Annotated in this window: 25 protein-coding genes and 3 pseudogenes; 13 read left to right on the top strand and 15 right to left on the bottom strand. The window is 67.2% G+C overall.

Going from position 1 to position 20,908, the window contains the following annotated elements; genetic code table 11:
- Position 1: 1 nt before the first annotated feature.
- Positions 2-862 carry a sulfurtransferase gene (locus ATI37_RS02730; protein ID WP_117237005.1) on the bottom strand — a complete coding sequence of 287 codons (861 nt, stop codon included), beginning with the start codon at positions 860-862 and terminating at the stop codon, positions 2-4.
- Between the two features lie 282 nt (positions 863-1,144).
- Between ATI37_RS02730 and ATI37_RS02725 the strand changes: the two genes are divergently transcribed.
- Complete coding sequence (locus tag ATI37_RS02725; protein WP_117237004.1) at positions 1,145-1,825, top strand: zinc metallopeptidase; 681 nt, start codon at positions 1,145-1,147, stop codon at positions 1,823-1,825.
- 183 nt (positions 1,826-2,008) lie between these two features.
- On the opposite strand, the gene ATI37_RS02720 is transcribed toward ATI37_RS02725, so the two are convergent.
- The 6 genes from ATI37_RS02720 to ATI37_RS02695 form a co-directional block, all read right to left on the bottom strand.
- Positions 2,009-2,500: a GerMN domain-containing protein gene (locus ATI37_RS02720; RefSeq protein WP_117237003.1), complete on the bottom strand. Its 492-nt coding sequence runs from the start codon at positions 2,498-2,500 to the stop codon at positions 2,009-2,011.
- Complete coding sequence (locus tag ATI37_RS02715; protein WP_117237002.1) at positions 2,497-3,648, bottom strand: N-acetylmuramoyl-L-alanine amidase; 1,152 nt, start codon at positions 3,646-3,648, stop codon at positions 2,497-2,499. Before ATI37_RS02715 ends, ATI37_RS02720 begins: the two co-directional genes overlap by 4 nt.
- Positions 3,645-4,079: an SsrA-binding protein SmpB gene (gene smpB / locus ATI37_RS02710; protein ID WP_117237001.1), complete on the bottom strand. Its 435-nt coding sequence runs from the start codon at positions 4,077-4,079 to the stop codon at positions 3,645-3,647. The genes ATI37_RS02715 and smpB overlap by 4 nt, the downstream gene beginning before the upstream one ends.
- Positions 4,080-4,215: 136 nt before the next feature.
- A complete protein-coding gene (locus tag ATI37_RS02705; protein WP_117237000.1) occupies positions 4,216-4,941 on the bottom strand; it encodes an extracellular solute-binding protein in 726 nt (241 codons plus the stop codon).
- A gap of 75 nt (positions 4,942-5,016) precedes the next feature.
- Positions 5,017-6,009, bottom strand: a complete 993-nt coding sequence (locus ATI37_RS02700) for a LacI family DNA-binding transcriptional regulator (RefSeq protein ID WP_117236999.1) — start codon at positions 6,007-6,009, stop codon at positions 5,017-5,019.
- 94 nt (positions 6,010-6,103) lie between these two features.
- Positions 6,104-6,712 carry a biotin transporter BioY gene (locus ATI37_RS02695; RefSeq protein ID WP_117236998.1) on the bottom strand — a complete coding sequence of 203 codons (609 nt, stop codon included), beginning with the start codon at positions 6,710-6,712 and terminating at the stop codon, positions 6,104-6,106.
- A gap of 251 nt (positions 6,713-6,963) precedes the next feature.
- Here ATI37_RS02695 and ATI37_RS02690 point away from each other — a divergent pair, with 251 nt between their 5' ends.
- The 5 genes and pseudogenes from ATI37_RS02690 to ATI37_RS02670 all read left to right on the top strand — a co-directional run.
- Positions 6,964-7,794, top strand: a complete 831-nt coding sequence (locus ATI37_RS02690; RefSeq protein ID WP_117236997.1) for an IS256 family transposase — start codon at positions 6,964-6,966, stop codon at positions 7,792-7,794.
- Positions 7,745-8,101, top strand: a complete 357-nt coding sequence (locus ATI37_RS12425; protein WP_157969073.1) for a transposase — start codon at positions 7,745-7,747, stop codon at positions 8,099-8,101. Before ATI37_RS02690 ends, ATI37_RS12425 begins: the two co-directional genes overlap by 50 nt.
- Positions 8,102-8,117: 16 nt before the next feature.
- Positions 8,118-9,008 (top strand): CRISPR-associated endonuclease Cas1, encoded by an 891-nt coding sequence (gene cas1, locus ATI37_RS02680; protein WP_117236995.1) that lies wholly within the window; start codon positions 8,118-8,120, stop codon positions 9,006-9,008.
- The gene (cas2, locus tag ATI37_RS02675; protein WP_117236994.1) at positions 9,005-9,289 is read left to right on the top strand and encodes a CRISPR-associated endonuclease Cas2; all 285 of its coding nucleotides are present in this window, start codon (positions 9,005-9,007) and stop codon (positions 9,287-9,289) included. Before cas1 ends, cas2 begins: the two co-directional genes overlap by 4 nt.
- Before the next feature lie 87 nt (positions 9,290-9,376).
- Positions 9,377-9,737, top strand: a pseudogene (locus ATI37_RS02670) (IS256 family transposase); the annotation flags it as partial.
- A 31-nt stretch (positions 9,738-9,768) separates the two neighbouring features.
- Here the strand turns inward: ATI37_RS02670 and ATI37_RS02665 are convergent.
- The 5 genes from ATI37_RS02665 to ATI37_RS02645 form a co-directional block, all read right to left on the bottom strand.
- A complete protein-coding gene (locus tag ATI37_RS02665) occupies positions 9,769-10,041 on the bottom strand; it encodes an AzlD domain-containing protein (RefSeq protein WP_117236993.1) in 273 nt (90 codons plus the stop codon).
- A complete protein-coding gene (locus ATI37_RS02660; RefSeq protein ID WP_117236992.1) occupies positions 10,038-10,676 on the bottom strand; it encodes an AzlC family ABC transporter permease in 639 nt (212 codons plus the stop codon). Before ATI37_RS02660 ends, ATI37_RS02665 begins: the two co-directional genes overlap by 4 nt.
- The gene (locus ATI37_RS02655) at positions 10,673-12,361 is read right to left on the bottom strand and encodes a helix-turn-helix domain-containing protein (protein ID WP_269801866.1); all 1,689 of its coding nucleotides are present in this window, start codon (positions 12,359-12,361) and stop codon (positions 10,673-10,675) included. Before ATI37_RS02655 ends, ATI37_RS02660 begins: the two co-directional genes overlap by 4 nt.
- An 89-nt stretch (positions 12,362-12,450) precedes the next feature.
- Positions 12,451-12,975 (bottom strand): IS630 family transposase, encoded by a 525-nt coding sequence (locus ATI37_RS02650; protein ID WP_117236990.1) that lies wholly within the window; start codon positions 12,973-12,975, stop codon positions 12,451-12,453.
- A complete protein-coding gene (locus tag ATI37_RS02645) occupies positions 12,972-13,493 on the bottom strand; it encodes a winged helix-turn-helix domain-containing protein (RefSeq protein WP_232822428.1) in 522 nt (173 codons plus the stop codon). Before ATI37_RS02645 ends, ATI37_RS02650 begins: the two co-directional genes overlap by 4 nt.
- Before the next feature lie 49 nt (positions 13,494-13,542).
- On the opposite strand from ATI37_RS02645, the pseudogene ATI37_RS02640 reads away from it, so the two are divergent.
- A pseudogene (locus ATI37_RS02640) lies at positions 13,543-13,989 on the top strand (IS5/IS1182 family transposase); the annotation flags it as partial.
- Positions 13,949-14,095 (top strand): annotated as a pseudogene (locus tag ATI37_RS02635) (RNA-guided endonuclease TnpB family protein); the annotation flags it as partial. The pseudogenes ATI37_RS02640 and ATI37_RS02635, both read left to right, overlap by 41 nt.
- 57 nt (positions 14,096-14,152) lie before the next feature.
- Here the strand turns inward: ATI37_RS02635 and ATI37_RS02630 are convergent.
- Genes ATI37_RS02630 through ATI37_RS02620 form a run of 3 tightly spaced genes read right to left on the bottom strand, consistent with a single transcriptional unit; the run spans position 14,153 to position 16,435 of the window.
- Positions 14,153-14,902 carry a heme ABC transporter ATP-binding protein gene (locus ATI37_RS02630; protein ID WP_117236989.1) on the bottom strand — a complete coding sequence of 250 codons (750 nt, stop codon included), beginning with the start codon at positions 14,900-14,902 and terminating at the stop codon, positions 14,153-14,155.
- Positions 14,895-15,884: a FecCD family ABC transporter permease gene (locus ATI37_RS02625; RefSeq protein WP_232822417.1), complete on the bottom strand. Its 990-nt coding sequence runs from the start codon at positions 15,882-15,884 to the stop codon at positions 14,895-14,897. The genes ATI37_RS02630 and ATI37_RS02625 overlap by 8 nt, the downstream gene beginning before the upstream one ends.
- Positions 15,881-16,435 (bottom strand): ABC transporter substrate-binding protein, encoded by a 555-nt coding sequence (locus tag ATI37_RS02620; RefSeq protein WP_232822427.1) that lies wholly within the window; start codon positions 16,433-16,435, stop codon positions 15,881-15,883. The genes ATI37_RS02625 and ATI37_RS02620 overlap by 4 nt, the downstream gene beginning before the upstream one ends.
- A gap of 138 nt (positions 16,436-16,573) precedes the next feature.
- Here ATI37_RS02620 and ATI37_RS02615 point away from each other — a divergent pair, with 138 nt between their 5' ends.
- Genes ATI37_RS02615 through ATI37_RS02600 form a run of 5 tightly spaced genes read left to right on the top strand, consistent with a single transcriptional unit; the run spans position 16,574 to position 20,898 of the window.
- A complete protein-coding gene (locus tag ATI37_RS02615) occupies positions 16,574-17,296 on the top strand; it encodes a hypothetical protein (RefSeq protein WP_232822426.1) in 723 nt (240 codons plus the stop codon).
- Complete coding sequence (locus ATI37_RS11965) at positions 17,253-17,546, top strand: IS4 family transposase (RefSeq protein ID WP_332871149.1); 294 nt, start codon at positions 17,253-17,255, stop codon at positions 17,544-17,546. The genes ATI37_RS02615 and ATI37_RS11965 overlap by 44 nt, the downstream gene beginning before the upstream one ends.
- A 57-nt stretch (positions 17,547-17,603) precedes the next feature.
- The gene (locus ATI37_RS02610; protein ID WP_117236988.1) at positions 17,604-18,083 is read left to right on the top strand and encodes an SRPBCC family protein; all 480 of its coding nucleotides are present in this window, start codon (positions 17,604-17,606) and stop codon (positions 18,081-18,083) included.
- Positions 18,043-18,528, top strand: coding sequence for a (2Fe-2S)-binding protein (locus tag ATI37_RS02605; protein WP_117236987.1), 486 nt, complete (start codon positions 18,043-18,045; stop codon positions 18,526-18,528). The genes ATI37_RS02610 and ATI37_RS02605 overlap by 41 nt, the downstream gene beginning before the upstream one ends.
- 12 nt (positions 18,529-18,540) lie before the next feature.
- A complete protein-coding gene (locus ATI37_RS02600) occupies positions 18,541-20,898 on the top strand; it encodes a xanthine dehydrogenase family protein molybdopterin-binding subunit (protein ID WP_117236986.1) in 2,358 nt (785 codons plus the stop codon).
- The last annotated feature ends 10 nt before the right edge of the window (positions 20,899-20,908 follow it).

Here is a 20,908-nt window from a genome sequence, read left to right as displayed (position 1 = left end):
CCTAGCCCTCCTCCCCCTTGGCGATGGGCACCCCCACCAGGTTCCCCCACTCCGTCCAGGAGCCATCGTAGTTCTTCACGTGGGGGTAGCCCAGGAGGTACTTGAGGACGAACCAGGAGTGGCTGGAGCGCTCGGCGATGCGGCAGTAGACCACGATGTCCTTGTCCGGGGTCACACCCAGGGGCTCGTAGAGGGTCCTGAGCTCCTCGGCGCTTTTGAAGGTGCCGTCGGGGTTCACCGCCTTGGCCCAGGGGATATTCCTGGCCCCGGGGATATGCCCCGCCCTAAGGGCTCCCTCCTGGGGGTAGTTCGGCATGTGGGTGAGCTCGCCCCGGTACTCCTCGGGGCTCCGCACGTCCACCAGGGCCCCCTTCCCTTCCTTGACCTTGAGGATTTGCTTTAAGACCTCGTCCCGGTAGGCGCGGATGGACTCGTCCCGGTAGGGGACCTGGTAGCGGCCGGGAGGGTAGGAGGGGACCTCGGTGGTGAGGGGCCGGCCCTCCTCTACCCACTTCTGCCTTCCCCCGTTCATGAGGCGCACGTCCCCGTGGCCGTTGTACTTGAGGAACCAGAAGGCGTAGGCCGCCCACCAGTTGTTCTTGTCCCCATAGAGGACCACGGTGGTATCGTTGGAGATGCCAAGCCGCTCCATAAGCCGTGCGAAGCCCTCCTCGTCCACGAAGTCCCGCACCACCGGGTCCCAGAAGTCCCGCTGCCAGTCGATCTTTTGCGCTCCGGGGATGTGGCCGGTGTCGTAGAGGAGGATGTCCTCGTCCACCTCCAGGATGCGCACCGCGGGGTCCTGCAGGTGCTCCTCTACCCAGGCCGTGCTCACTAAGACTTCCGGATGGGCGTAACCCATGCTGCCACCTCCGGTCCCCACTATACCCCTGAGCGTGTTCAGAACAAGGAAGCGGGCTCACATTTGGCAAGGAGCCCTTGTGCGGGGAGGGGGTTTTTGGTATAAAGACCCCTGGGGAGTAGTCGCCCCCAAAAGGGGCCAGCTGTGGGCGCGGAGGGTCCATCCGGGGTGGTGGTCCGAAAGAAGCCTCTCCCTCTGACTGGAGCGCCCGCAGGCCCAAGCCAAGACCACCCAGACGGGTGGCCTTAGGGGCTATGCTACTCCCGAAAGGAGGTAAGAGAGATGGACTTGGCCCTTTTGCTCATGATCGCGGTTTTTGTGGCCAGCCTGGGGATCCAGTGGGGCCTGCAAGCCACCTTCGCCCGTCACAGCCGGGTGGGCAACACGCGGGGGCTCACCGGGGCCCAGGTGGCCCGAGCCATCCTGGACGCCCATGGGCTTTCCCAGGTGCGGGTGGAGCCGGTGCCCGGCCACCTCACCGACCACTACGACCCTCAGGCCAAAGCGGTGCGGCTCTCTGAGCCCAACTACGCCTCGCCCAGCCTGGCGGCCCTGGCGGTGGCCGCCCATGAGGTGGGGCATGCCGTCCAGGACGCTCAGGGCTACGCCTGGCTTAGGGTCAGGGCCAACCTCTGGCCCGTGGCCAGCCTGGGGAGCACCTGGGGGCCTATCCTGGTCCTTGCTGGTCTGGCCTTGGGAGCCTTGGGCTTGGCCAAGTTGGGGATCTACCTCTACCTTGCGGTGGCCTTCTTCCAGCTCATCACCCTGCCGGTGGAGTTTGACGCTTCGCGTAGGGCCATGGGGTTCCTGAAGCGCATGGGCTTCCTCAGCGACCGGGAGACGGGCCCCGCCCGCCAGGTCCTCACCTGGGCGGCCCTTACCTACGTGGCGGCTTTGGCGAGCTCCTTGGCCACCATCCTCTACTACGCCAGCCTTCTTGGCCTTTTCCGGCGGGAGGAGTAGGGGTTTCGCCCCATTGCCCCGGCGTCCCATGGGGTGGGGCCTACTAACGTCCCGCCAAGCGGGCCTGCGCAGCCCTGGCTAGGTCGATGCCGGCACGGCCGGCGGTGGGGCTGGGGAAGCCCAGGGTTCCCGCTTGGCGAAGGGCTTGGGCCTCCGGGGGACAGGGAGTCAAGGCCCCAAGCTTCAAGGCAGGCGGATGGGCCGGCTGAGGTCCAGGTGGGCCAGGCCGGCGCTTGGTTTCCCCTCCACCAGGAAGCGCACCTCCTCGGCCTGAAACGTGGCGAGCAGGGTGTAGGCCAGGCTGTAGAGGCGGAAGGCCTCGAGGGTGGCGTCCAGCCCCAGGGCAAAGCCTGGGGGTAGGTCCACCACCAAGCGCCTCTCCTTGAAGAAGAGGGCCAAAGGCCTAGGGGCGCCCACCGCCTGGGCCCAGGCGGAAAGGGCCGCGCCCCCCGGGGTCTCCCCCGGACCTAGGTCCAAGGTCAAGCTCTCCTTGAGGAAGCCTTGGGGCGGGCTCGGGCGGTAGAGGACCAGGGTCAGGGCGTCCTTGGAGGCCTCCTCTGCGGGGAGGGGTAGGGCTAGGGGGGTGCGCTCCCCCTGGCTTTGGGCGTAGAGGAGGCTTCCCGCCAGAAAGGCCAAAAGCCCAAAGAGATTCCAGAAGGTCAAAAGCCTCCTCACGGTCCCCCCAGATAGGTTCGGATCGCCTGGGCCACGGCCTCGGCCAGGGCGTTTCTAGACTCCTCGGTCTGCAGCCGCTCCACCCCCACCTCCAGGATCACCGCGGCACCGGGAATGTCCGTGAGGGCGTAGGGGCCCTCCGCCCTGGCCACCACCAGGCCCAGGGCGGAAAGGGTCCTCTCCAAAGCCTCGGCGAGGCGGCGCGGGTCCCCTGCATGGGCCCTCAGGAGGGCGGCCCGCTCCCTAGGGGCTGAGGCCAGGAGGGCCTCCGCGTTCCGCCCCAGAGGGGCGGAGCGGGCCTCGGGGAGGAAGAGGTTCACCGCGCTCCCCTGGGTCACATGGAAGGAGACCAGGACGCTTGCGCCTTGGGCCAGGCGCAGGCGGGCCTCGAGGGGCAGGGTCTCGTCTCCGGTTCGCGTCAGGCGGCTTCCTGGGAGGCGGGCGGCCGTCCTGCGGGCCAGGTCCAGGGTAAGGTCCTTTTCCTTGAGGTCCCCAAAGAGGAGGCCAGGGTCCTCCCCCCCGTGCCCCGGGTCCAGGAGGACCAAGGGGCTAGGCCGGGGAAGGGGGCCCCACTCCAGGGCCACCCGGTTGCCCCCAGGGTAGTAGAGGCGGTCGGGAGGGGCCTCTAGGGGCAGGAAGAGGCCGAGGGCCTCCTGGCGGAATCCCGGCTCCTCCCCCTGGGCCAGGAGGAAGAGGACCCCGCCCTCCTGGAGCACGGCGTTCACCTCTCGGGAGAAACGGAGGAGGAGGCGTCCTTGGCCCCGCTCTGCCCCTAGGAGCCTGGCCCAAGGGAGGTTGAGGACAATCCCCTCTTGCACCTGGTACTCCAGGCCCAGGGCCTCCGCCAAGGGGCGGAGGGGCACCCAGACCTCACGCCCCCTCCTCCAGGCGGACCCGGTCGCCGCTGCCTGCCGCTCCTCTTCCGCTATGGGGAAGTTCCGGTAGCGGCTCCCCAAACCAAGGGCCACCTCCTTCTCCCCCTGCCAAAGGCTGAGCCCCAGGCCCTGGGCCACCAAGCGGGCCTCCCCGTAGGCCACCCCCCGCCCCCCAGGGTAGATGGCCTCCCCGCTGAGGGCTCCCACCTGGAGGGGCCTGGGGGCTTGCGCCAGGGCCGCCCCGAGGACGAGCAGCAGAACAGGGGTTCTCATAGTTCCTCCAGAGCCTGGCGCACGGCCCGCCTCTTGTCATCCGCCTTCTTCTCGTAGGCCTTCTTGCCCCGGGCCAGGCCCAGGAGAACTTTGGCATAGCCCCGCTCGTTGAAGTAGATCTTGAGGGGCACCAGGGCCAGGCCCTTCTGCTCCACCTTGCCCAGGAGGCGCCTCAGCTCGTGCCTGTGGAGGAGGAGCTTCCTGGGCCTCCTGGGGTCCACGTTCATGTAGGAGCCCTTCTCGTAGGGAGCAATATAGAGATTTTCCAGATAGATCTCCCCACCCCGGAAGCGGGCGAAGCTCCCCGTGAAGTCCACCCTACCCTCCCGGAGGGACTTGACCTCCGTACCCTTAAGGGCGATCCCGGCCTCGTGGGTCTCCAGGACCTCGTAATCGTGGCGAGCGCGGCGGTTCTCCAGCGTAGGCCGCACAGGACCTATCTTACCCGATAGGGTAGCCTCGCCGAAGCTAGGCCCAAGGGGGCTCGCTCCCTGAGCGGCTTTCCCTGGATTTAAGTACCCCACCTTCGGTAGGCCTCAGGGGAGGGGTGGCTCACCGTTAGGGCCCCTAGGGCCGAGCGTTATGAAAGCCCTTTCTCGGGCATAAGGACAACCCCTTTTGCCCTTTAGAGGCGCACGGGCTCGACCTTCTCACGATCTCGCCCCCGTTGCCCCAGATCCAAGGGGCAGCGTTGTGGAGCACGTCCCAGGTGTTCTTGCCGGGGGCGCAGAGGGGGAAGAGGGGCCTCTTGGTGACGGGGTCGGTGAAGGTGGACTTGGCCAGCTGGGCGAGGCCCGCCTCGAAGTCCTGCCAGGTGGCGAACATCTTGTCGGGGTTCACCCCGGCAGCCTTTAAGGCATCCGTGCGGTAGTAAAAGGCCCTGAGCTCGGAGAACCAAGGGAGGGCGGTGGCGGTGGGGGAGCCCTCGAGGCGGGTGGTGTTCCACACCGCCGGGAGGTAGGCCCTGGGGCCGCCCAGGGCCTGGAGGACATCGTCCAAGGGCTCCAGCACGTTCATGGCCGAGATGGCCCCCACCCAGGTGGTGCCCAGCTGAACGATATCCGGGCCCACGCCGCTGGTAGCAGCGGTGGTGATGCGGGTCCAGGCCACGCCCCAGTCTAGGACGGTGACCTTGACCTCCACGTTGTTGGCCCTCTCAAAGGGGGCCACCAAGGCCTTCAGGTCCTCGAGGGGCCTGGGGCTATTGGGCATGATCCAGATCTCCAGGGTCCTTTGGGCAAGACCCATGGAGAGGGCAAGGATCGCCAATCCTGAAAGCGCTTTCTTAAGCATCCAAACCCCCTTTGCGGCACATCCGCCCTAGGGGGCGGTCCAGAAGGCCTTGGGCCTATGGACCTACGTCTTCCTTCAGGCTCTCACCTCCTTCACCGAATGCCGTTCTATAACCTGCAGGTGAGTGGGGGGAAGGGAGGGCTTTTGGCCCTGTAGGATGGCCTTGGCCGCGGCCGCCAGGGTCTGGCCGATGACCCGGGTAGGTTGGCGCACCGTGGTGAGGGGTGGGGTCTGGTAGGCGGCCAGGTCTATGTCGTCAAAGCCCACCAGGGAGAGGTCCTCAGGTACCCGCACCCCCCTTTCCCACAGGCGGAGGCGGAGGCCAATGGCGGTCTGATCGTTGGCGGCGAAGACGGCGGTGGCTTTGGGAAAACGCTCCAGGAGCTCGTCGGCCACCTTGTAGCCCCCGTCTTCTTGGAGGTTGCCGTAGAGGACCCGAGTGGGAAGCCCTGCCTCCCGCATGGCCTTTCGGTAGCCCAGGTAGCGCTCCTGGATGTCCCGCCCCCCCTGGTGGCTGGTGATGTGGACGATCTGGCGGTGGCCCTTGGCAAGGAGGTAGCAGGTGGCCCGATGGGCGGCCTCGAGGTTGTTCACCTCCAGGGTATAGGCCTCGTGGCCCTCCAGGGGCTGGCCGTAGGCGAGGATGGGCACGCCGCACCTTTGGAAGGCCTTGGCGTCCAAACGGGTGCCCAGGACGATCAGGGCCTCCACCCGGTGCATGCGCAAGAACTCCAGGGCCTCTAGCTCCTCGATGAGGCTCCAGTGCGTGGGCACGGCGATGGGGCGGTACTCGGAGGTGAGAAGCTCCTGGGTGATGGCCTCGAGGATGGGCCCGTAGAAGGGGCTGGAGAGGCTTGGGACCAGGATGCCCACGGCGTAGGAGCGGCCCGTGGCCAGGCTCTGGGCCAGGGGGCTTGGCGTGTAGCCCAGCTCCTCCACCGCCCTAAGGACCGCCCGCACCTTCTCCCGGGAAACCCGGGCGGTGCCGTTCAAGACCCGGGAAACCGTGGCCGGGGAAACCCCAGCGGCGCGGGCCACCTCCTGGATGGTGGGGCGAGACCTGGTCATGCCTTAGCCGAGAGTATGGCACCTGGTGAAACCGCTTGCAAGACCGAGGAATAAAACCCCGGCCCCAAGGGGCCGAGGGCCAGGAACCTTGCCTTTACCGCTTCCCTAGGAACCGCCAAGCGGAGGGCAGGAGGACCGCGGCCAGGGCTGCCTTCACCAGGTCGCCGGGGATGAAGGGGAAGAGGCCCATGGCGAGAAGACGGCCTAGGTCCAAAGCCTGGCCTGCTCCTGCGAGCCAGGCCCAGAGCCAGGGGAGGCCCAGCAGGTAGAGGAGGGCGTTCCCCAGGAGCATGGCGAGGAGGGTACCTAGGGGGCCCCGGTCCAGGCCCAAGCGCTCCACCAAAAGGCCCACGAGCCCAGCCGCCAGAGGGAAGGCCAGGAGGAAGCCCCCCGTGGGCCCCAGGACCTTGGCCAGGCCGCCCGTTCCCCCGGCGAAGACGGGAAGGCCCATGGCCCCTTCCAAGAGGTAGGCCAGGAGGGCCAGGAAGCCCAGGCGGCTCCCCAGGGCGGCCCCCACCAGGAGGACCCCCAGGGTCTGCCCGGTGATGGGCACGGGGGTGAAGGGGAGGGGGATGGCGATCTGGGCCAGGAGGGCCACCAGGAGGCTTCCCAAAAGGATAAGGCCCAGGTCGCGGCCCAAGGACCTAGCGGGCCAGAGGGTCTTGGCCAGGGGCACGTAGGGCAGGGATTGGGTTTCCTTCATAAGGACCTCCTCTTGAACCCTCGTGGGGTTCGTCAACCAAATTAGGGAGCTTTGGTTTACAGTTTCAAGTCCTCCTGTCTTTAGGGAGGGGCTCTACACCCGTTCCCGGGGTTCTGGGGAGAGCTGGAGGCCTACCCTAACCGCCCCGGCCGGCGAGGACCCTCTATGCTCCCGGGTGGTTTGGCCCCTCGGGATTTCTGACCGGGCTGTGGTAGTGTCGCTTATTTTGTGGGTTAAGCATGGAGGGCTGAATGAACCAAGAGGGGTTCAAGAGGTTGACCAAGGAGGAGATCAGCCGGCGCATCCGGGAAGGGGTCAAGGCCATCATCGAGCAGGTGTTGGAAGAAGAGATGACCGAGCACCTGGCTGCGGGTCACCGTGAGCGCACCCCGAGCCGCCGCGGGGAGCGGAACGGCCACTACACCCGGGACCTCATCACGCCGGCGGGCAAGATCGCGCAGCTCCGGGTACCCCGGGACCGGGAGGGGACTTTCCTGACCGAGGTGTTGGAGCGCTACAAGCGGATGACCGGGGAGGTGGAAGAGGCCGTCCTGGAGATGGACCTGCAAGGGGTCTCCACCCGCAAGGTGGCGGCCATCACCGAAGGTCTGTCCCGAGTGCGGATTGGTAAGGACGCGGTCTCCAGGGTAGCCCAGCGCCTGGAGGAGGCGCCCTCTGCCTGGCGGGGCCGGCCCTTGGGGCTGGCTTACCCCTACCTCTGCCTGGACGCGGCCTACTTCAAGGCGAACCGGGGCGGGCGGGTGGTGGACCTGGCCCTTCTGGTGGCGGTGGGGGTGAACGAGAAAGGCTACCGAGGTCACGGGCGCAGCCCGTACCTTTTGCTGCTGGCGGTGGAACCGGCGGGCGGGGAGCGGAAGGAGGCCTGGAGGAACCTCCGGAAGGGTCTGGTGGAGCGGGGGCTTCGTGGGGTGAGGCTGGTCATTTCCGACGACCCCCCTTCCATCCGCCAGGCGGCGAGGGCCGAGCTTCCTGGGGCCAGCTGGCAGCGGTGCGGAGCTCCAGGAGGTGTTTGTGGCGCGGCGGCGGGGCACGGCGGAATCTCTGGCCCGAGAGTTTGTTGAACGCTACCGGGACCGGTACAGGCGAGGGGTGGAGGTGTTTGCCCAGGGTTTGGGGGAAGCTCTGATCCACCTGGACTTTCCCAGCGGCCACCAGAAGCACATCAAGGGCACGAATGCGCTGGAGCGGCTTTTCCGGGAGGTGAAGCGGCGGACCAGGGTGGTTGGGGTTTTCCCCAGCGAGGGGAGCCTAGGGAATCTGGCCACGGTGGTGATGCTGAGAGCCACGGAGGACTGGGCGCTCAGGCGTTACCTGGACATGGCCCCGCTTTGGGCCGCGGAAGAGAAACCCACAAAAATCGCTACTTGACCGAGCCGGGCGCGAGGTGCTTCTACAAAAACCTGTTATCGCGGTGGAAGAGATCGTGATCCTGGGGAACGCGGTGGTAACCCCTGCCCTCCTCAAGCACTGCGCCCTGGAGGGCATCGGGATTCACTACCTCTCCCCTACCGGGACTTATTACGCAGGCTTGACCCGCACACCCGCTAAAAACGCCCCGGCCCGGGTGGCCCAGTTCCGGGCCCACCTGGACCCTGCTTGGAAGCTTACCTTGGCTCGGCGCTTCGTTTTAGGGAAGATCAAGAATGGCCTCGTCTTCTTAAGGCGCAACGGGGCTGAGGGCTGGGAAGGACTGAAGGGAGCCCTCCAGGAAACGGAGCGGGCCCCAGACGAAGAGGCTCTAAGAGGCGTGGAAGGCCGGGCCGCCGACCTCTACTTCCGGGCTTTTGCCGGGCTCCTGCCGGAAGGTCTAGCCTTCGGGGAACGGAGCCGTCGGCCGCCCCGGGACCCAGCCAACAGCCTCCTTTCGTTGGCTTACGCTCTCCTTGCCAAGGAATGCGAAAGCGCCCTCCTCGTAGCCGGGCTTGACCCTTACGTGGGCTACCTCCATGAGGTGCGGTACGGTCGTCCCTCGCTAGCCCTGGACCTGATGGAGGAGTTCCGGAGCATCCTTGCCGACTCGGTGGTCCTAAGCCTCCTCAACAACCGCCGGGTGACCTTTGAGGACTTCGATGAAAGCGAAGGTTTCCCCCGGCTGCGGAAGGATGCCTGGCCCAAGTTCTTGAGGGCTTGGGGAGAGAGGCTCAACGAGCGGGTACGACACCCTATTCTGGGAAAACGTCTGGCCTACCGGGAGATCCTCCTGGCCCAAGCGCGAATCCTAGCCAAGCACCTCTTGGGAGAACTTCCCCGATACGAACCGTTCTTGGTGCGATGAGGGAGCTTTACCTGGTCATCGCTTACGATACCCCGGATGACCGGCGGCGAGCGCGGCTCGCCAAGCTGCTCAAGGGATTCGGCGAGAGGCGGCAGTACTCCGTGTTTGAGGCCCGCGTGACCCGGGAACAGTGGGCCTACCTCAGGGGCAAGATCGAGGCCTTGGCGAACAAAGAGGAGGATGTTTTGGCGGTGTATTTCCTGCCCCCTGAGGCAGTGGAGCGTACCTGGCGGATCGGGCACGAAGGGTTGAAACGACTAGAAGATCCCGACTTCGTCTAGGCGCCCCACAGCGGCTTTCGCCAAGTTGCGGGCCCTCGGCGTGGAGCCCTGGATGTCGGTTGTGTAAGGAATTCTGTGTAAGGGTCCGTGTTTAATAGGGGGGCACACCTTGGAACGAGGAGGTGCCCCGTGGATCAAAATACCTTGCGGAGCTTGCTGAGGGAAGCGGTGCGGGAGACGGTGACCGGAGCTGAACCGGACAGCCTTCCCGCGGATACACGGAGGCCGCAAGAACGCCCACTACCCCAGGAAGCCTCCTCCTGGGCCACTGCTACGCCCACGAGACCCCCGGCGCCGTGACCGAGGAGATGGCCTTCGTCTACCTGGACAGCCTGTACCTAAAGGTCTTAAGAGAAGGGGAAGGTGTGGTCAGGAAGGGGGTGCATGTGGCCCTGGGGATCGGCGGTTCCTGGGCTACTGGCTCTTGCCGGCGGAGAGCGCCCTGGGGCAGCAGGTGCAGCTCTTCATATCCTGAGCCGCTAAAGAAGGCCCAAAAGCCCGTAAAGCCCCACCCCTAGGAAAACGGCGATGCCGAGGTTTCCCGTAAGGCGGGTACCCAAGTAGGTGCCAAAAAGGGCCAGGAGGGCGCGGAGCCACTCGGAAGAGGGAGGGGGGCCGAAGGCGGAAACCAAAAAGAGGGCCACCACCAGGGCAGGCCCTGCCTGGCCTGCCCTCAAATTCTTCTCCGCCCGCCAGGGAAGGAAGCGGAGGAGGAAGGTGGCCAGGGCCAGGAGGAAGAGAGCCAGGGTCACGGCTGCCTCCTTTCCCCAAGAAGCCCTACAACCCCTGCCAAGAAGAGGCCCCAGGCCGTCTGGCCCAGGAGGTGGAAGGCTAGGGCCACCCCGCCCGCTAGAAGAGCCACAGGGTTTCTTAGATGAGGGAGGGCCAGGAGAAAGAAGAGGGCCGGAAGGGAGAAGGCAAGGGCCTCCCTCAAGCCCGGCCAAGCCAGGAGCCCACGGGCCCACAAGGCCCCAAAGGCGGTGCCTAGGTTCCAGGAAAGGTAGGCTCCCAGGCCCAAGCCCAGAAAGTAGCCCCGTCTTTCCCCTGGGGGAAGGCCCGGGAGGGCCCTCAGGGCCAAGGCGAAGACCTCGTCGGTGAGAAAGAAGGCTTCCAGGGGACTCCCCTTCAGGTAGGGCCTCAGGGCTGGGCCGTAGAAGGCGTGGCGCAGGTTGAGGAGAAGGCCCAAAAGAGCGGCCAGCAAAGGCGGCACCCCCTGGGCCAGAAGACCCACCAGAGCGAACTGGCTGGCCCCAGCAAAGACCAAGAGGGAGGTAAGCTGAACCCAAAGGGGACTGAGCCCCGCTTGGACCCCCAAAGCGCCGAAGGCTATGGCCACGGGGAAATACCCTAGGGCGATGGGCCAAGCTGCACGGAGTCCCCGCATCATCTAGGTCTCCTGAGAAGGAAGAGGTGCGTGCCCCCGTCCCAGGAGCGGCTTCCATGGGTGGCGAACAGGCGCTGGTGGCGCTCCAGCTCAAAGCCCACGGCAAAGGCAAGCTCCAAAAAACGGCGGGGGTAGGTCTTGGTCTCCGCCTCGTAGTCCAGCCCGGCTACTAGGGCTTGAAGCTCTAACCGAGCGAAGGCGGCCAGAGGGTCGGACCGCGCCCTAAGGCCCTGCAACGCCTCTTCCGCCAATCTCTTAAGGCCCCGGGGCTCTCCCTGGAGGGCGAGGAGACGCAAAGCCCAAAGGGCCTCGGGTTCTTCCAGGGGAAAGGGGAGCAGGTAGGCCGTGTGGTGAAGCACCAGGTTCCGGGCCCGTTCCTCCTGGGTGGCGAAGGGGCTCAAAAACTCATCTACCACCGCCAAAAGGCCCCCGGGGCGTAGAAGCCGGTAGGCCTTCTCCAAAAGGCGCCACGTGGACATGTGGTGGCTGGCACCCACGCAGACCATCAAGGGAAAGGTTTCCTCCGTGGACAAAAGGGTGAAATCTTCGGGCCATACTTCCACGCCTGGGAGAAGCTGTGCCAAGGCCTGCCTCGAGGCCGGGTTGGGTTCCACCGCTACCGGCTCCAAATGGGGCAGAAGCTCCAAGAGGAGAAGAAGATGATGCCCTGGCCCCGTACCCACGTTCAAGAACCTCCCCCCTTCCAGGCCTGCGGCCTGCAGATAATAGGCCAGAAAAAGAGGCTGCCTGGCGTAACCGGGGTGGAGGAGCTCCACCTGGGCGTAGCGGTCCACAGAGATACGGCTCTCCCATTCCCCCTCCTCTGAGCTGGCAGGAAAGTGCGCAGTTTTGAGGAGAAGAGGCGCTGGGTCGGCCACCTCTCCCTTAAGGAGCAACCCCTCCCAGGCCAAGGTCCGTAGAAGAAGGCTTGGGCTTTGCCGATAAGGCCTCAGGTCTTCTACGGGTGCGTGAAGAAGGGCCAGGGCCTCGCCCAAAAGCCCTCGGCCTTCCAGACGGGGAAGAGGCGCCAAAGGAAGGCCGAAAAAGTAGGTGCCGTTCCCGCTCCAACGCACAAAAACCCCCTCCTGAAACCCCGGGGCAAGCCAGCGACCCTCCAAGGCCAACCCTCCCACCCCCAAGCTCACCTCCCGAAGGGCCAAGGAGGCCTTCTCTGGGCTTCCAGCTTCCCCTTTGGGTCGGGGAAGCGGGGGGTAGTGCAGAAAGACCAAGAGGCTGGCCCCTTCTTCACTGGCGTACACATGGGGTTCGTCCCCGGAAAACTCCACCTCCTCTCCGGGGCCCACCTCCCTACCCGGAGGTGGTCCCACCCGGGCTCTGCCCTTTAAACCGATGACCCGCTCACGGAGGCCAGGCTCATGTGCCTCCGCCCAACGCTCGGAACGGGGTAGGAGATCCATGCGGTACACCTCCAGCCTCTCCCCTGCCCGCCCCTGGGTTTGTTCAATAAGCTGAACTATCGCACCTTCCTCCCCCACGGGATGGGCCTGGACCAGCTCGCCAAAGGGCACTTCCAGGGCCTGGGCCAAGGCCCAAAGGGTGGCCAAGGTAGGGTTAGCGTGTCCCGCTTCCAAAGCATGGAGAAGGGATTTCGCCACCCCGGCCTTGGCTGCCAAGCCAGAAAGGGTAAGCCCCCGCGCCTGGCGCAGGCGACGGAGGTTTTGACCCACTTCGTAGGACAAATCGTTCTCCGTACAGAACAATATAGAACAAACCAGGGGGAGAGGTCGTGTCAAGACTTTTGTGTAATAATACCACTTTATGCTGATTCCTTCATCCCAGGGCACCAGTGGAACAGGGTGTGCCGCCTGAGGGTCTCTGGGTCCTGCGCGAGAACCCGGCATCGCTCCGCCACCACCTCCATCATCTCCTCAAGGTCCCGGAAGTACCGGTTGGCCACCGCCTCGTTCACCAAGGGCCACACCCTCTCCACAGGTTGCAGCTCCGGACTGTAGGGGGGCAGGAAGACCAGCCGCACCCCCTCCGGCACCTCCACCCGCCCCGACACGTGCCACCCAGCCCGGTCCAGGACCACCCACCCCTCCTCCCCCTCTCCCAACCAATCCCGGAGCTCCCTCAGAACCCAGCCCATGACCTCCGTGTCCACCCCGTCCAAGGGGAGGCTCAGGCTCTCCCCCGTCTCCGGCTCCACAAAGGTGCACACGTAAAACCACCGGTACCGGTGCGCCCCCACCGCCAAGGGCCTATCCCCTCGCCGGGCCCATACCCGCCGGTACACCGGCCTCAGCCCCAAGCGGTGCTCATCATAGGCCAAAAGCCTCACCCTCCTCCCCTGGGCCCTCGCCTCTTGGACCTGGGCGAGGAGGTTTTTTTGAACAACTCCCCCGCCGCCTCATCCGCCTTGGCGTGCCGGGGGCGGGGCACCCGCAGGGCAAACCCCATCTCGTGTAGGAGCCGGTAGATGGGGTAGAGGGAAAGCCTCTTTCCCAGATCCCTTTCCACCCAGTCCCTCAGCTTGGGCCCCGTCCACAAGCCTCCGTCGGGTGGGGGGCCCTGTAGAGCTCCAAGCACCCTCTCCCGTTCCTCCGGGGTGAGCTTGGGCTTCTGCCCCGGGTTCTGGTGCCGCCTGTCCCCCAGGGCCGCAGGGCCGCCCTGGTTGTAGCGGCGCACCGTCTCCTGGACCCAGCGGGGGGTGTTGAGGGTGATCTTGGCGATCTTCTTGGCGGTGAGGCCCCGTTTGGCATGGTAGACGGCCAGGAAGCGGTGCTTGTCTATAGGGTCCTTGGCCTTCTTGACCCTTCGCCAAAGCTCGTTCAGGGTCAGGTGGTCGGCTACGGTCATGGACGAAGGATACAGCAAGAAAGGGTATTAGAAACCCTCCTGGAGAGGCTTGCCCGGGAACTGGAGGCCCACCTCGCCTCGCCGGAGGAGGTAGCTCCTTCCGGTCAGGTGCCGGCGCCTCCCCCCTCTACCTTATGGACACCACGGGGCTGGCCTACCGGAGCAAGGACCGGCCCCTCCGCTTTCGTCGGGGGAAAGAGGTGCGGCGGCTGCGGGGGCACGCGCGGCTTCTGGCCATGAGGCGGTGGGATAGGGGGAGGCGGCTCTTGTGGCCCTGGGGTGGGGTGGCCGGGGAGGGCTACGCCCCGGATCCCTGGCTTGGGGGGGAGGTGCTGCGGTTCATTTGGGGCAGGGGCCCCAAAGCGGCGGTTTCCTCCTTCCCTGAGGTGCTTCTAGGGGAGGGGAAGGCCGGGATTCTCTCTGCCACCCTCTCCCGGGAGGTGGACCGGCCCTACATGAGCCTTACCTGCGAGGTGGGGCGGCCCGAACCTGGGAGGAAGGAGGTGAAGGGGCCTGAGGATGTCGTGGGCATAGACCTCGGCCTGTCCTCCTTCGCCGTCCTCTCCGACGGCACCTGGATAGAGGCGCCCAAGCCGTTGGCGAAGGCACTAAGGCTCCTCAGGCGGAGGTCCAGGCAGCTCGCTCGCAAAGAGAAGGGCTCACCCTTCCCTGGGAAAGGCCAGGGGCCGCCCCCGGTGCCAAAGCACCTCAAAGGGCACCTCGTAGACCTCCTGCAGGAGCTCGGGGCGCAGGAGCTCCGAAGGGGGCCCATGGGCCAAAAGCCGTCCTCCCTTGAGGAAAACCAGCCAGTCCGCGAAAAGGGCGGCTAGGCTGAGGTCGTGGAGGGCGGAGAGGACCAGGCGCCCTCCCCGGGCCAGGCGGCGGCAGAGGGCCATAACCTCCAACTGCTGCTTGGGGTCCAGGTGGTTGGTGGGTTCGTCCAGGAGGAGAACGGGGGTGTCCTGGGCCAGGACGCGGGCCAGGTCCACCCGGGCCCGCTCGCCCCCAGAGAGGGAGGGGTAGGGCCGGTGCGCCAGGTGCAGGGCCCCGGTCTGGGCCAAGGCCCAGGCCACGCGCTCCGCCTCTTTGGGCCCCCTTCCGTGGGGAAGCCGCCCCAGGGCCACCACCTCCCAAGCGGTGTAGGGAAAGGCCACCCCCCGGTGCTGGGGCAAAAAGGCCCGCATGAGGGCGAGCTCGCGGGGCGTGTAGGCCCGGAGGGACTTCTCCCCCAGCCGGACCTCCCCCTTTGAGGGCGCCCACTCCCCGCCCAGGAGGCGCAGGAGGGTGCTCTTCCCCGCCCCGTTGGGGCCCAGGAGGACCACCAGGGACCCGGCGGGAAGCTTCAGGTCCACCCCCTCCACCAGCCAGCGCCCGTTGCGGGCATGCCCCAAGGCCCGGGCCTCAAGCATGCCTCCCCTCCCCCAGGACCAGATAGAGGAACAGGGGACCCCCTAGGACCGTGGTCAGGAGCCCCACGGGGAGCTCCGCCGGGACGAAGAGGGTCCGCGCCGCCAAGTCCGCCAGCACCGCAAGGCTCGCCCCCCCTAGGAAGGCCCCCGGGAGGAGGAAACGGTGGTCTGACCCGACCCACCGCCGCAAGAACCAGGGCACGAGGAGGCCCACAAAGGCGACGTTGCCCCCCGCGGCCACCGCGGCCCCCACCGCCAGGCTGGACCAGGCCAGCGCCCACCTCCTAAGGGCCCGCACGGGCACCCCCAGGTGAAAGGCCTCCTCCTCCCCCAGGGCCAGGGCGTTCAGGAAGGGGGCCAGGCGGAGGAGGGCAAGCCCGCTCAGGAGGAGCATCCCAGCAGTCAGGGCTGCGCTCTCCCAGCTAGCTCCGGCAAAACTGCCCAGGGTCCAAAAGCTAAGGCTCCGCCCCTGGGGATCCTCGACGAGAAACTGGAGGACCCCCAGGACACCCCCCAGGGTGAGGCCGGCCACCACGCCCACGAGGAGGAGGACCGGGCCCTCCCGGTGGGCCAACCGGGAGAGGAACCCCGCCAGGGCCAGGGCCCCCATGGCGGCGAAGAGGGGGAGGAGCCAGGGGAGGGAGGGCCAGAGGGCCAACCCCAGGAGGGCCCCCAAGGCTGCCGCTCCACCCATCCCCACGAGCCCGGGCTCCACCAAGGGGGTCCGGAATACCCCCTGCAGGGCGGAGGCGGCCATGGCCAAGCCTCCCCCCACCAAGGCCGCCAGGACCACCCGGGGGAAGCGGATGTTCCAGAGGACGGCGGCGCGCTCCCCCCCTTCGCGAAGGGCCTGGGGAAGCTCGGGGAGAGGGATGGGGTAGGCCCCTTGGGAGGCGGCCAGGAGCATGGCCAGGGGGAGGAGGGCGGACAAAAAGGCCAGACCCCTGGCATAGGGCCGCCCGGCCGAGACGGGTTCCCTCACCTCCGGAGGTCTGGGTGCGGGATGAGGACCTGCCCGCCCTTCTCGTAGATGGCCTCGTGGAGGTCCAGGGCCCCCTTACCCACGGTGTAGCCGTACCCGGAGAGGTAGGTGACGTCCATGGCCACAATCCGGCCCGCCCTGCCCGCGGGGGTTTCGGCCACCCCAGGCAGGCGCAGGACCGCCTCAAAGCTGAAGGGCTGGTCGGGGAAGACGGGAACCAGGATGACGTCAGGCCGGGCGGCCACCACGGCCTCGGCGCTCAGGTTCACGCATCCCCGCAACGCCCCGGGAGCCGCCACCCTCCTCACCGCATTCTGGGCCCCCGCCAGGGCAATCAGGCCAGCCCCGCTGGCCTCCTCCCCGCAGACAAAGGTGTTGCGGGGGTCCCGGGGGTAGAGGTAGAGGACCCGGGCCTCCGGGCCCCTGCGCACCAGGAGCTTGGAGCGGAGGGCCAAGAGGTCCCGCTCCAAGGCCCGGACCAGCTCTTCCCCGCGGCCCACCTGGCCCACGGCAGCAGCCACGGTGCGGATCTTCCAGGACTTTATCCACATCCTGCCTGCGTGGTAGATTTCGGAGCCGAAGTTGAGCCATGAAGGCGCTCAAGGTTGCAGAGAGCAGGCTCCACGAGTTCACGGCCCGGTTGGCCGACCTTTTCCCCCGATAAGCGGCTCTTCAGGCGTTTGGAGGAGATGAGCCGAGGCCTCTTGGCTGCGGGCTCTGCCCGGGTAAGCGAGATGGTGGCTACCCTGCCCTCCCACCTCCAGCGCCCCTTCCACCAGGCCGAAGCCCTCTACCGCTTCCTGGCCAACCCCCGGGTGGGGGCCGAGGCCCTCCTGGAGAGGGTGTGCCGGGAGAGCGCCCTGGCCCTGGAGGGGGAGGAGGTTTTGGTCTTCCTGGACCTGAGCCCGGTGCGCAAGCCCCACGCCCGGGCCCTGGAGGGGATAGCCCGGGTGGGGAGGAAGCGGGAGACCGGGTATGAGCTCCTGACCGCGCTGGGGATGGATGTCCAGGGGCGGCTGGCCCTGGGGTACGCCCACCTGGTGGCCTACGGGGAGCGGGGGTTTGCCAGCCTGCCCCGGGAGGTGGAGCGGGCCATTGCGGGGGCGCGGGGGGTTCTTGGGGGGGAGGGGCGGCGGCTGGTGTACGTGGCGGACCGGGGTTTTGACGACCGGAAGGTGTTTGGGCAGGTGCTGGGGTGTGGAGCTTGGGCTGGGATGGAGGGAGGTGGAGGGGCGGAGGCTTCATCTGGTGGTGAGCTGGATACCGGCTTTGGGGAGGCGGGGGGAGTGGTGGCTTTTGACCAGCTTGGAGGTGAGGGGGGAGAGGGAGGCGCTGCGGGTGGTGGAGATGTACCGGAGGCGGTGGGGGGTGGAGGAGTTTTTCCGCCTTCTGAAGGCGGGGTTGGGGCTTGAGAGCTTTCCGGTGCGGGGGCTTAGCCGGATTCGCAAGGTGGTGGCTGTTTTGCTGGGGCTGGCGGTGTTTCTTTGGGAGGTGCGGCGGTCTGGGGGTGCCTTGGAGGGCCTCCTTTTGCGGCTTGGGGGAAAGCTGGGGATAGCCAGTGAGCGGGATGGTCCCTACCTGCTCTTGCGGGGCTTGGTCCGCCTGCTCAACTACGAGGTCACCAAGGAGGCCTTGGAAGAGGAGGAGGGAAGTTTTGGGTAAAGTCCTGCTCTAACCCCTTTTCATTTTGGCCAGGGCCTCTTATAATAGGGCTAAACGATGCGTTTGGGCGGAGAAAAAACTATACCAGCAGACCGGGAAACCCTTTTTCGGATCTTCCAAGACCCGGATTTCCTCGCCAAGGCGGTGCCTGGGGCCAAGGAGCTGGTCCCCGAGGGGGAGGGGTGTTACCGGGCCGTCCTGGAGCTCGCCCTGGGGCCTCTCCGGGGCCGCTTCCAGGGCCGGGTCCTGATCAAGGACCGCAGGCCCCCTGAGGCCCTCACCTTGGGCCTGGAGGTCCAGAGCCCCTTGGGCCGGGCCGAGGGGGAGGGCCGGGTGGAGCTCTTCCCCGAGGGGGAGGCCACCCGGGTGCGCTACGAGGGGGAGGCCCGGCTCATGGGCAGCCTGGCGGGGCTTGGGGCGAGGCTCCTCCAGGGGGCGGCCCAGGGTTTGGCGGAGCAGTTTTTCCAGAACCTGGAGCAGGAGCTGAGGAGGCGGTATGGAGAGGGTGGCGATTCAAGTCAGGGTGAACGGGGTTGAGCACCGGCACGAGGTGGAGCCCAGGACCCTCCTGGTCCACTACCTCCGGGAGACCCTGGGCCTCACCGGGACCCACGTGGGTTGCGACACCTCCCAGTGCGGGGCCTGCACCGTCCTCCTGGACGGGAAGGCGGTCAAAAGCTGCACCCTCTTCGCCGTGCAGGCGGACGGCCGCGAGGTCCTCACCGTGGAAGGCCTCTCCCAAGACGGCCTGCACCCCGTCCAGGAGGGCTTCCGGGAGAAGCACGGCCTGCAGTGCGGCTTCTGCACCCCGGGGATGGTGATGGCGGCCTACGCCCTCCTCCAGGAGAACCCCAACCCCACGGAGGAGGAGGTCCGCCACTACCTGGAGGGCAACCTCTGCCGGTGCACGGGGTACCAGGGCATTGTGGAGGCGGTTTTCTGGGCCGCGGAGAGGATGCGGGCGGCCCAGGCGGCGGACTAGGAGGTGAGGGAGATGCCCTACGTTGGTCAAGCGGTGAAGCGGAAGGAGGACTACCGGTTCCTCACGGGGCGCGGGGCCTATACGGACGACCTCACCCTCCCCGGGATGGTCCACGCGGCCTTTGTCCGTTCCCCCTACGCCCACGCCCGCATCCGGGCCATCCGCACCGAGGCGGCCCTCAAGGCCCCCGGGGTCCTGGCGGTCCTCACGGGGGAGGACTTCGCCCGGGAGGGGGTCAAGCCCATGCCCGTGGGCTGGCTCCTCCCCACCCTCAAGATCCCCCCGCGGCCCGTAGTGGCCAAGGACGAGGTCCACCACGTGGGGGAGATCGTGGCCGTAGTGGTGGCGGAGACCCGGGCCCAGGCGGAGGACGCCGCTCTACTGGTGGAGGTGGACTACGAGCCCCTGTCTCCGGCGGCGGACCTCAGGAAGGCCCTAGCCCCCGGGGCCCCTGAGCTCCACCCCGAGGCCCCGGGCAACGTGGCCTTCACCTGGGAGATCGGGGACGAGAAGGCGGTGGAGGAGGCCTTCGCCAAGGCCCACAAGGTGGTGCGCCTAAGCCTCCGGCAGCAGCGCCTCATCCCCAACGCCATCGAGCCCCGGGCTTCCCTGGCCGCCTACAACCCCGGTACCGGGGAGTACACCCTCTACACCACCAGCCAGAACCCCCACGTCCACCGGCTCATGCACGCGGCCTTCATCCTAGGCATCCCCGAGCCCAAGCTCCGGGTGGTGGCCCCAGACGTGGGAGGCGCCTTTGGGAGCAAGATCTTCCCCTACCCCGAGGAGGCCGCCGTCCTGGTGGCGGCCCGCCAGGTGGGCCGGCCGGTCAAGTGGGCGGCCCGGCGCACGGAGAGCTTCCTCATGGACGCCCACGGCCGGGACCACGAGACCGAGGCCGAGATGGCCTTCGACGCCGAGGGACGGGTCCTGGGCCTCCGGGTGCGGACCCTGGCCAACATGGGGGCCTACCTCTCCCTCTTCGCCCCCGCCATCCCCACCTACCTCTACGGCACCCTCCTCTCCGGCCAGTACCGCATCCCTGCCATCTACTGCCACGTCACCGGGGTCTTTACCAACACCACCCCCGTGGACGCCTACCGGGGGGCGGGCCGGCCCGAGGCCTCCTACATCCTGGAGCGCCTCATGGACCTGGCGGCGGAGGAGTTCGGGGTGGACCCCGCGGACCTCAGGCGGAAGAACTTCATCCCCAAGGACGCCTTCCCCTACGCCACCCCCGTGGCCCTGGTCTACGACTCGGGCAACTACGAGGAGGCCTTCCAGAAGGCCTTGGAGCTCGTGGGCTACTGGAACCTCCGCAAGGAGCAGGCGGAGCTCAGGGCCAAGGGGCGCTACCTGGGCATCGGCCTCTCCTGCTACATCGAGGCCTGCGGCCTCGCCCCCTCCAAGGTGGTGGGCCAGCTTGGGGCCCAGGCGGGGCTTTGGGAGAGCGCCCTGGTGCGGGTGGCCCCCACGGGCAAGGTGGAGGTCTACACGGGCAGCCACAGCCACGGCCAGGGGCACGAGACCGCCTTTAGCCAGGTGGTGGCCGACCTCTTGGGGGTTTCCCTGGAGGACGTGGAGATCGTCCACGGGGACACGGGCCGCATCCCCTTCGGCATGGGCACCTACGGCTCCCGGAGCGCCCCGGTGGGGCTTTCCGCCGTGGTCCGGGCCGTGGAGAAGGTCCTGGACAAGGCGAGGCGCATCGCCGCCCACCTCTTGGAGGTGGCCCCCGAGGACCTGGAGTACCGGGAGGGGCGGTTTGAGGTCAAGGGGGTGCCGGGGAAGGCCAAGGGCTTCCAGGAGGTGGCCCTCCAGGCCTACCTGGCCCACAACCTGCCTGAGGGGATGGAGCCGGGCCTGGAGGCCACGGCCTTCTTCGATCCCTCTAACTTCGTCTTCCCCTTCGGCACCCACGTGGCCGTGGTGGAGGTCTTCCCCGAGACCGGGGAGGTCAAGCTCCTCCGCTACGTGGCTGTGGACGACTGCGGCCCCCAGATCAACCCCCTCTTGGTCAAGGGGCAGGTGGAGGGGGGCGTGGTCCAGGGCATCGCCCAGGCCCTTCTGGAGGAGGGGGTGTACGACGAGAACGGCCAGCTCCTGACCACGAGCTACATGGAGTACGCCATGCCCAGGGCGGCCCACATCCCCCGGATCGAGCACGGCCATACGGTGACGCCCTCCCCGGTGAACCCCCTGGGGGTCAAGGGGATTGGGGAGGCGGGGACCATCGCCGCGGCCCAGGCGGTGGTCAACGCGGTGATGGACGCCCTTAGGCCCTTTGGGGTCCGGCATCTGGACATGCCCCTTACCCCGGAGAAGATCTGGCGGGCCCTTCGGGACAGGGTTCCCGTGGCTGCTGACTAGGGAGGTCTGG

The organism is Thermus sediminis (assembly GCF_003426945.1).
GTDB lineage: Bacteria > Deinococcota > Deinococci > Deinococcales > Thermaceae > Thermus > Thermus sediminis.
The sequence above is the reverse complement of the archived record's forward strand: the minus strand, read 5'-3'. Positions and strand labels throughout refer to the sequence as shown.

Coding starts and splice junctions, on each gene's coding strand:
- ATI37_RS02730 (WP_117237005.1), bottom strand. CDS start 862: ATGGGTTACGCCCATCCGGAAGTCTTAGTGAGCACGGCCTGGGTAGAG.
- ATI37_RS02725 (WP_117237004.1), top strand. CDS start 1,145: ATGGACTTGGCCCTTTTGCTCATGATCGCGGTTTTTGTGGCCAGCCTG.
- ATI37_RS02715 (WP_117237002.1), bottom strand. CDS start 3,648: ATGAGAACCCCTGTTCTGCTGCTCGTCCTCGGGGCGGCCCTGGCGCAA.
- ATI37_RS02705 (WP_117237000.1), bottom strand. CDS start 4,941: ATGCTTAAGAAAGCGCTTTCAGGATTGGCGATCCTTGCCCTCTCCATG.
- ATI37_RS02700 (WP_117236999.1), bottom strand. CDS start 6,009: ATGACCAGGTCTCGCCCCACCATCCAGGAGGTGGCCCGCGCCGCTGGG.
- ATI37_RS02695 (WP_117236998.1), bottom strand. CDS start 6,712: ATGAAGGAAACCCAATCCCTGCCCTACGTGCCCCTGGCCAAGACCCTC.
- ATI37_RS02690 (WP_117236997.1), top strand. CDS start 6,964: ATGAACCAAGAGGGGTTCAAGAGGTTGACCAAGGAGGAGATCAGCCGG.
- cas2 (WP_117236994.1), top strand. CDS start 9,005: ATGAGGGAGCTTTACCTGGTCATCGCTTACGATACCCCGGATGACCGG.
- ATI37_RS02660 (WP_117236992.1), bottom strand. CDS start 10,676: ATGATGCGGGGACTCCGTGCAGCTTGGCCCATCGCCCTAGGGTATTTC.
- ATI37_RS02645 (WP_232822428.1), bottom strand. CDS start 13,493: ATGACCGTAGCCGACCACCTGACCCTGAACGAGCTTTGGCGAAGGGTC.
- ATI37_RS02630 (WP_117236989.1), bottom strand. CDS start 14,902: ATGCTTGAGGCCCGGGCCTTGGGGCATGCCCGCAACGGGCGCTGGCTG.
- ATI37_RS02620 (WP_232822427.1), bottom strand. CDS start 16,435: ATGTGGATAAAGTCCTGGAAGATCCGCACCGTGGCTGCTGCCGTGGGC.
- ATI37_RS02615 (WP_232822426.1), top strand. CDS start 16,574: ATGAGCCGAGGCCTCTTGGCTGCGGGCTCTGCCCGGGTAAGCGAGATG.
- ATI37_RS02610 (WP_117236988.1), top strand. CDS start 17,604: ATGCGTTTGGGCGGAGAAAAAACTATACCAGCAGACCGGGAAACCCTT.
- ATI37_RS02605 (WP_117236987.1), top strand. CDS start 18,043: ATGGAGAGGGTGGCGATTCAAGTCAGGGTGAACGGGGTTGAGCACCGG.
- ATI37_RS02600 (WP_117236986.1), top strand. CDS start 18,541: ATGCCCTACGTTGGTCAAGCGGTGAAGCGGAAGGAGGACTACCGGTTC.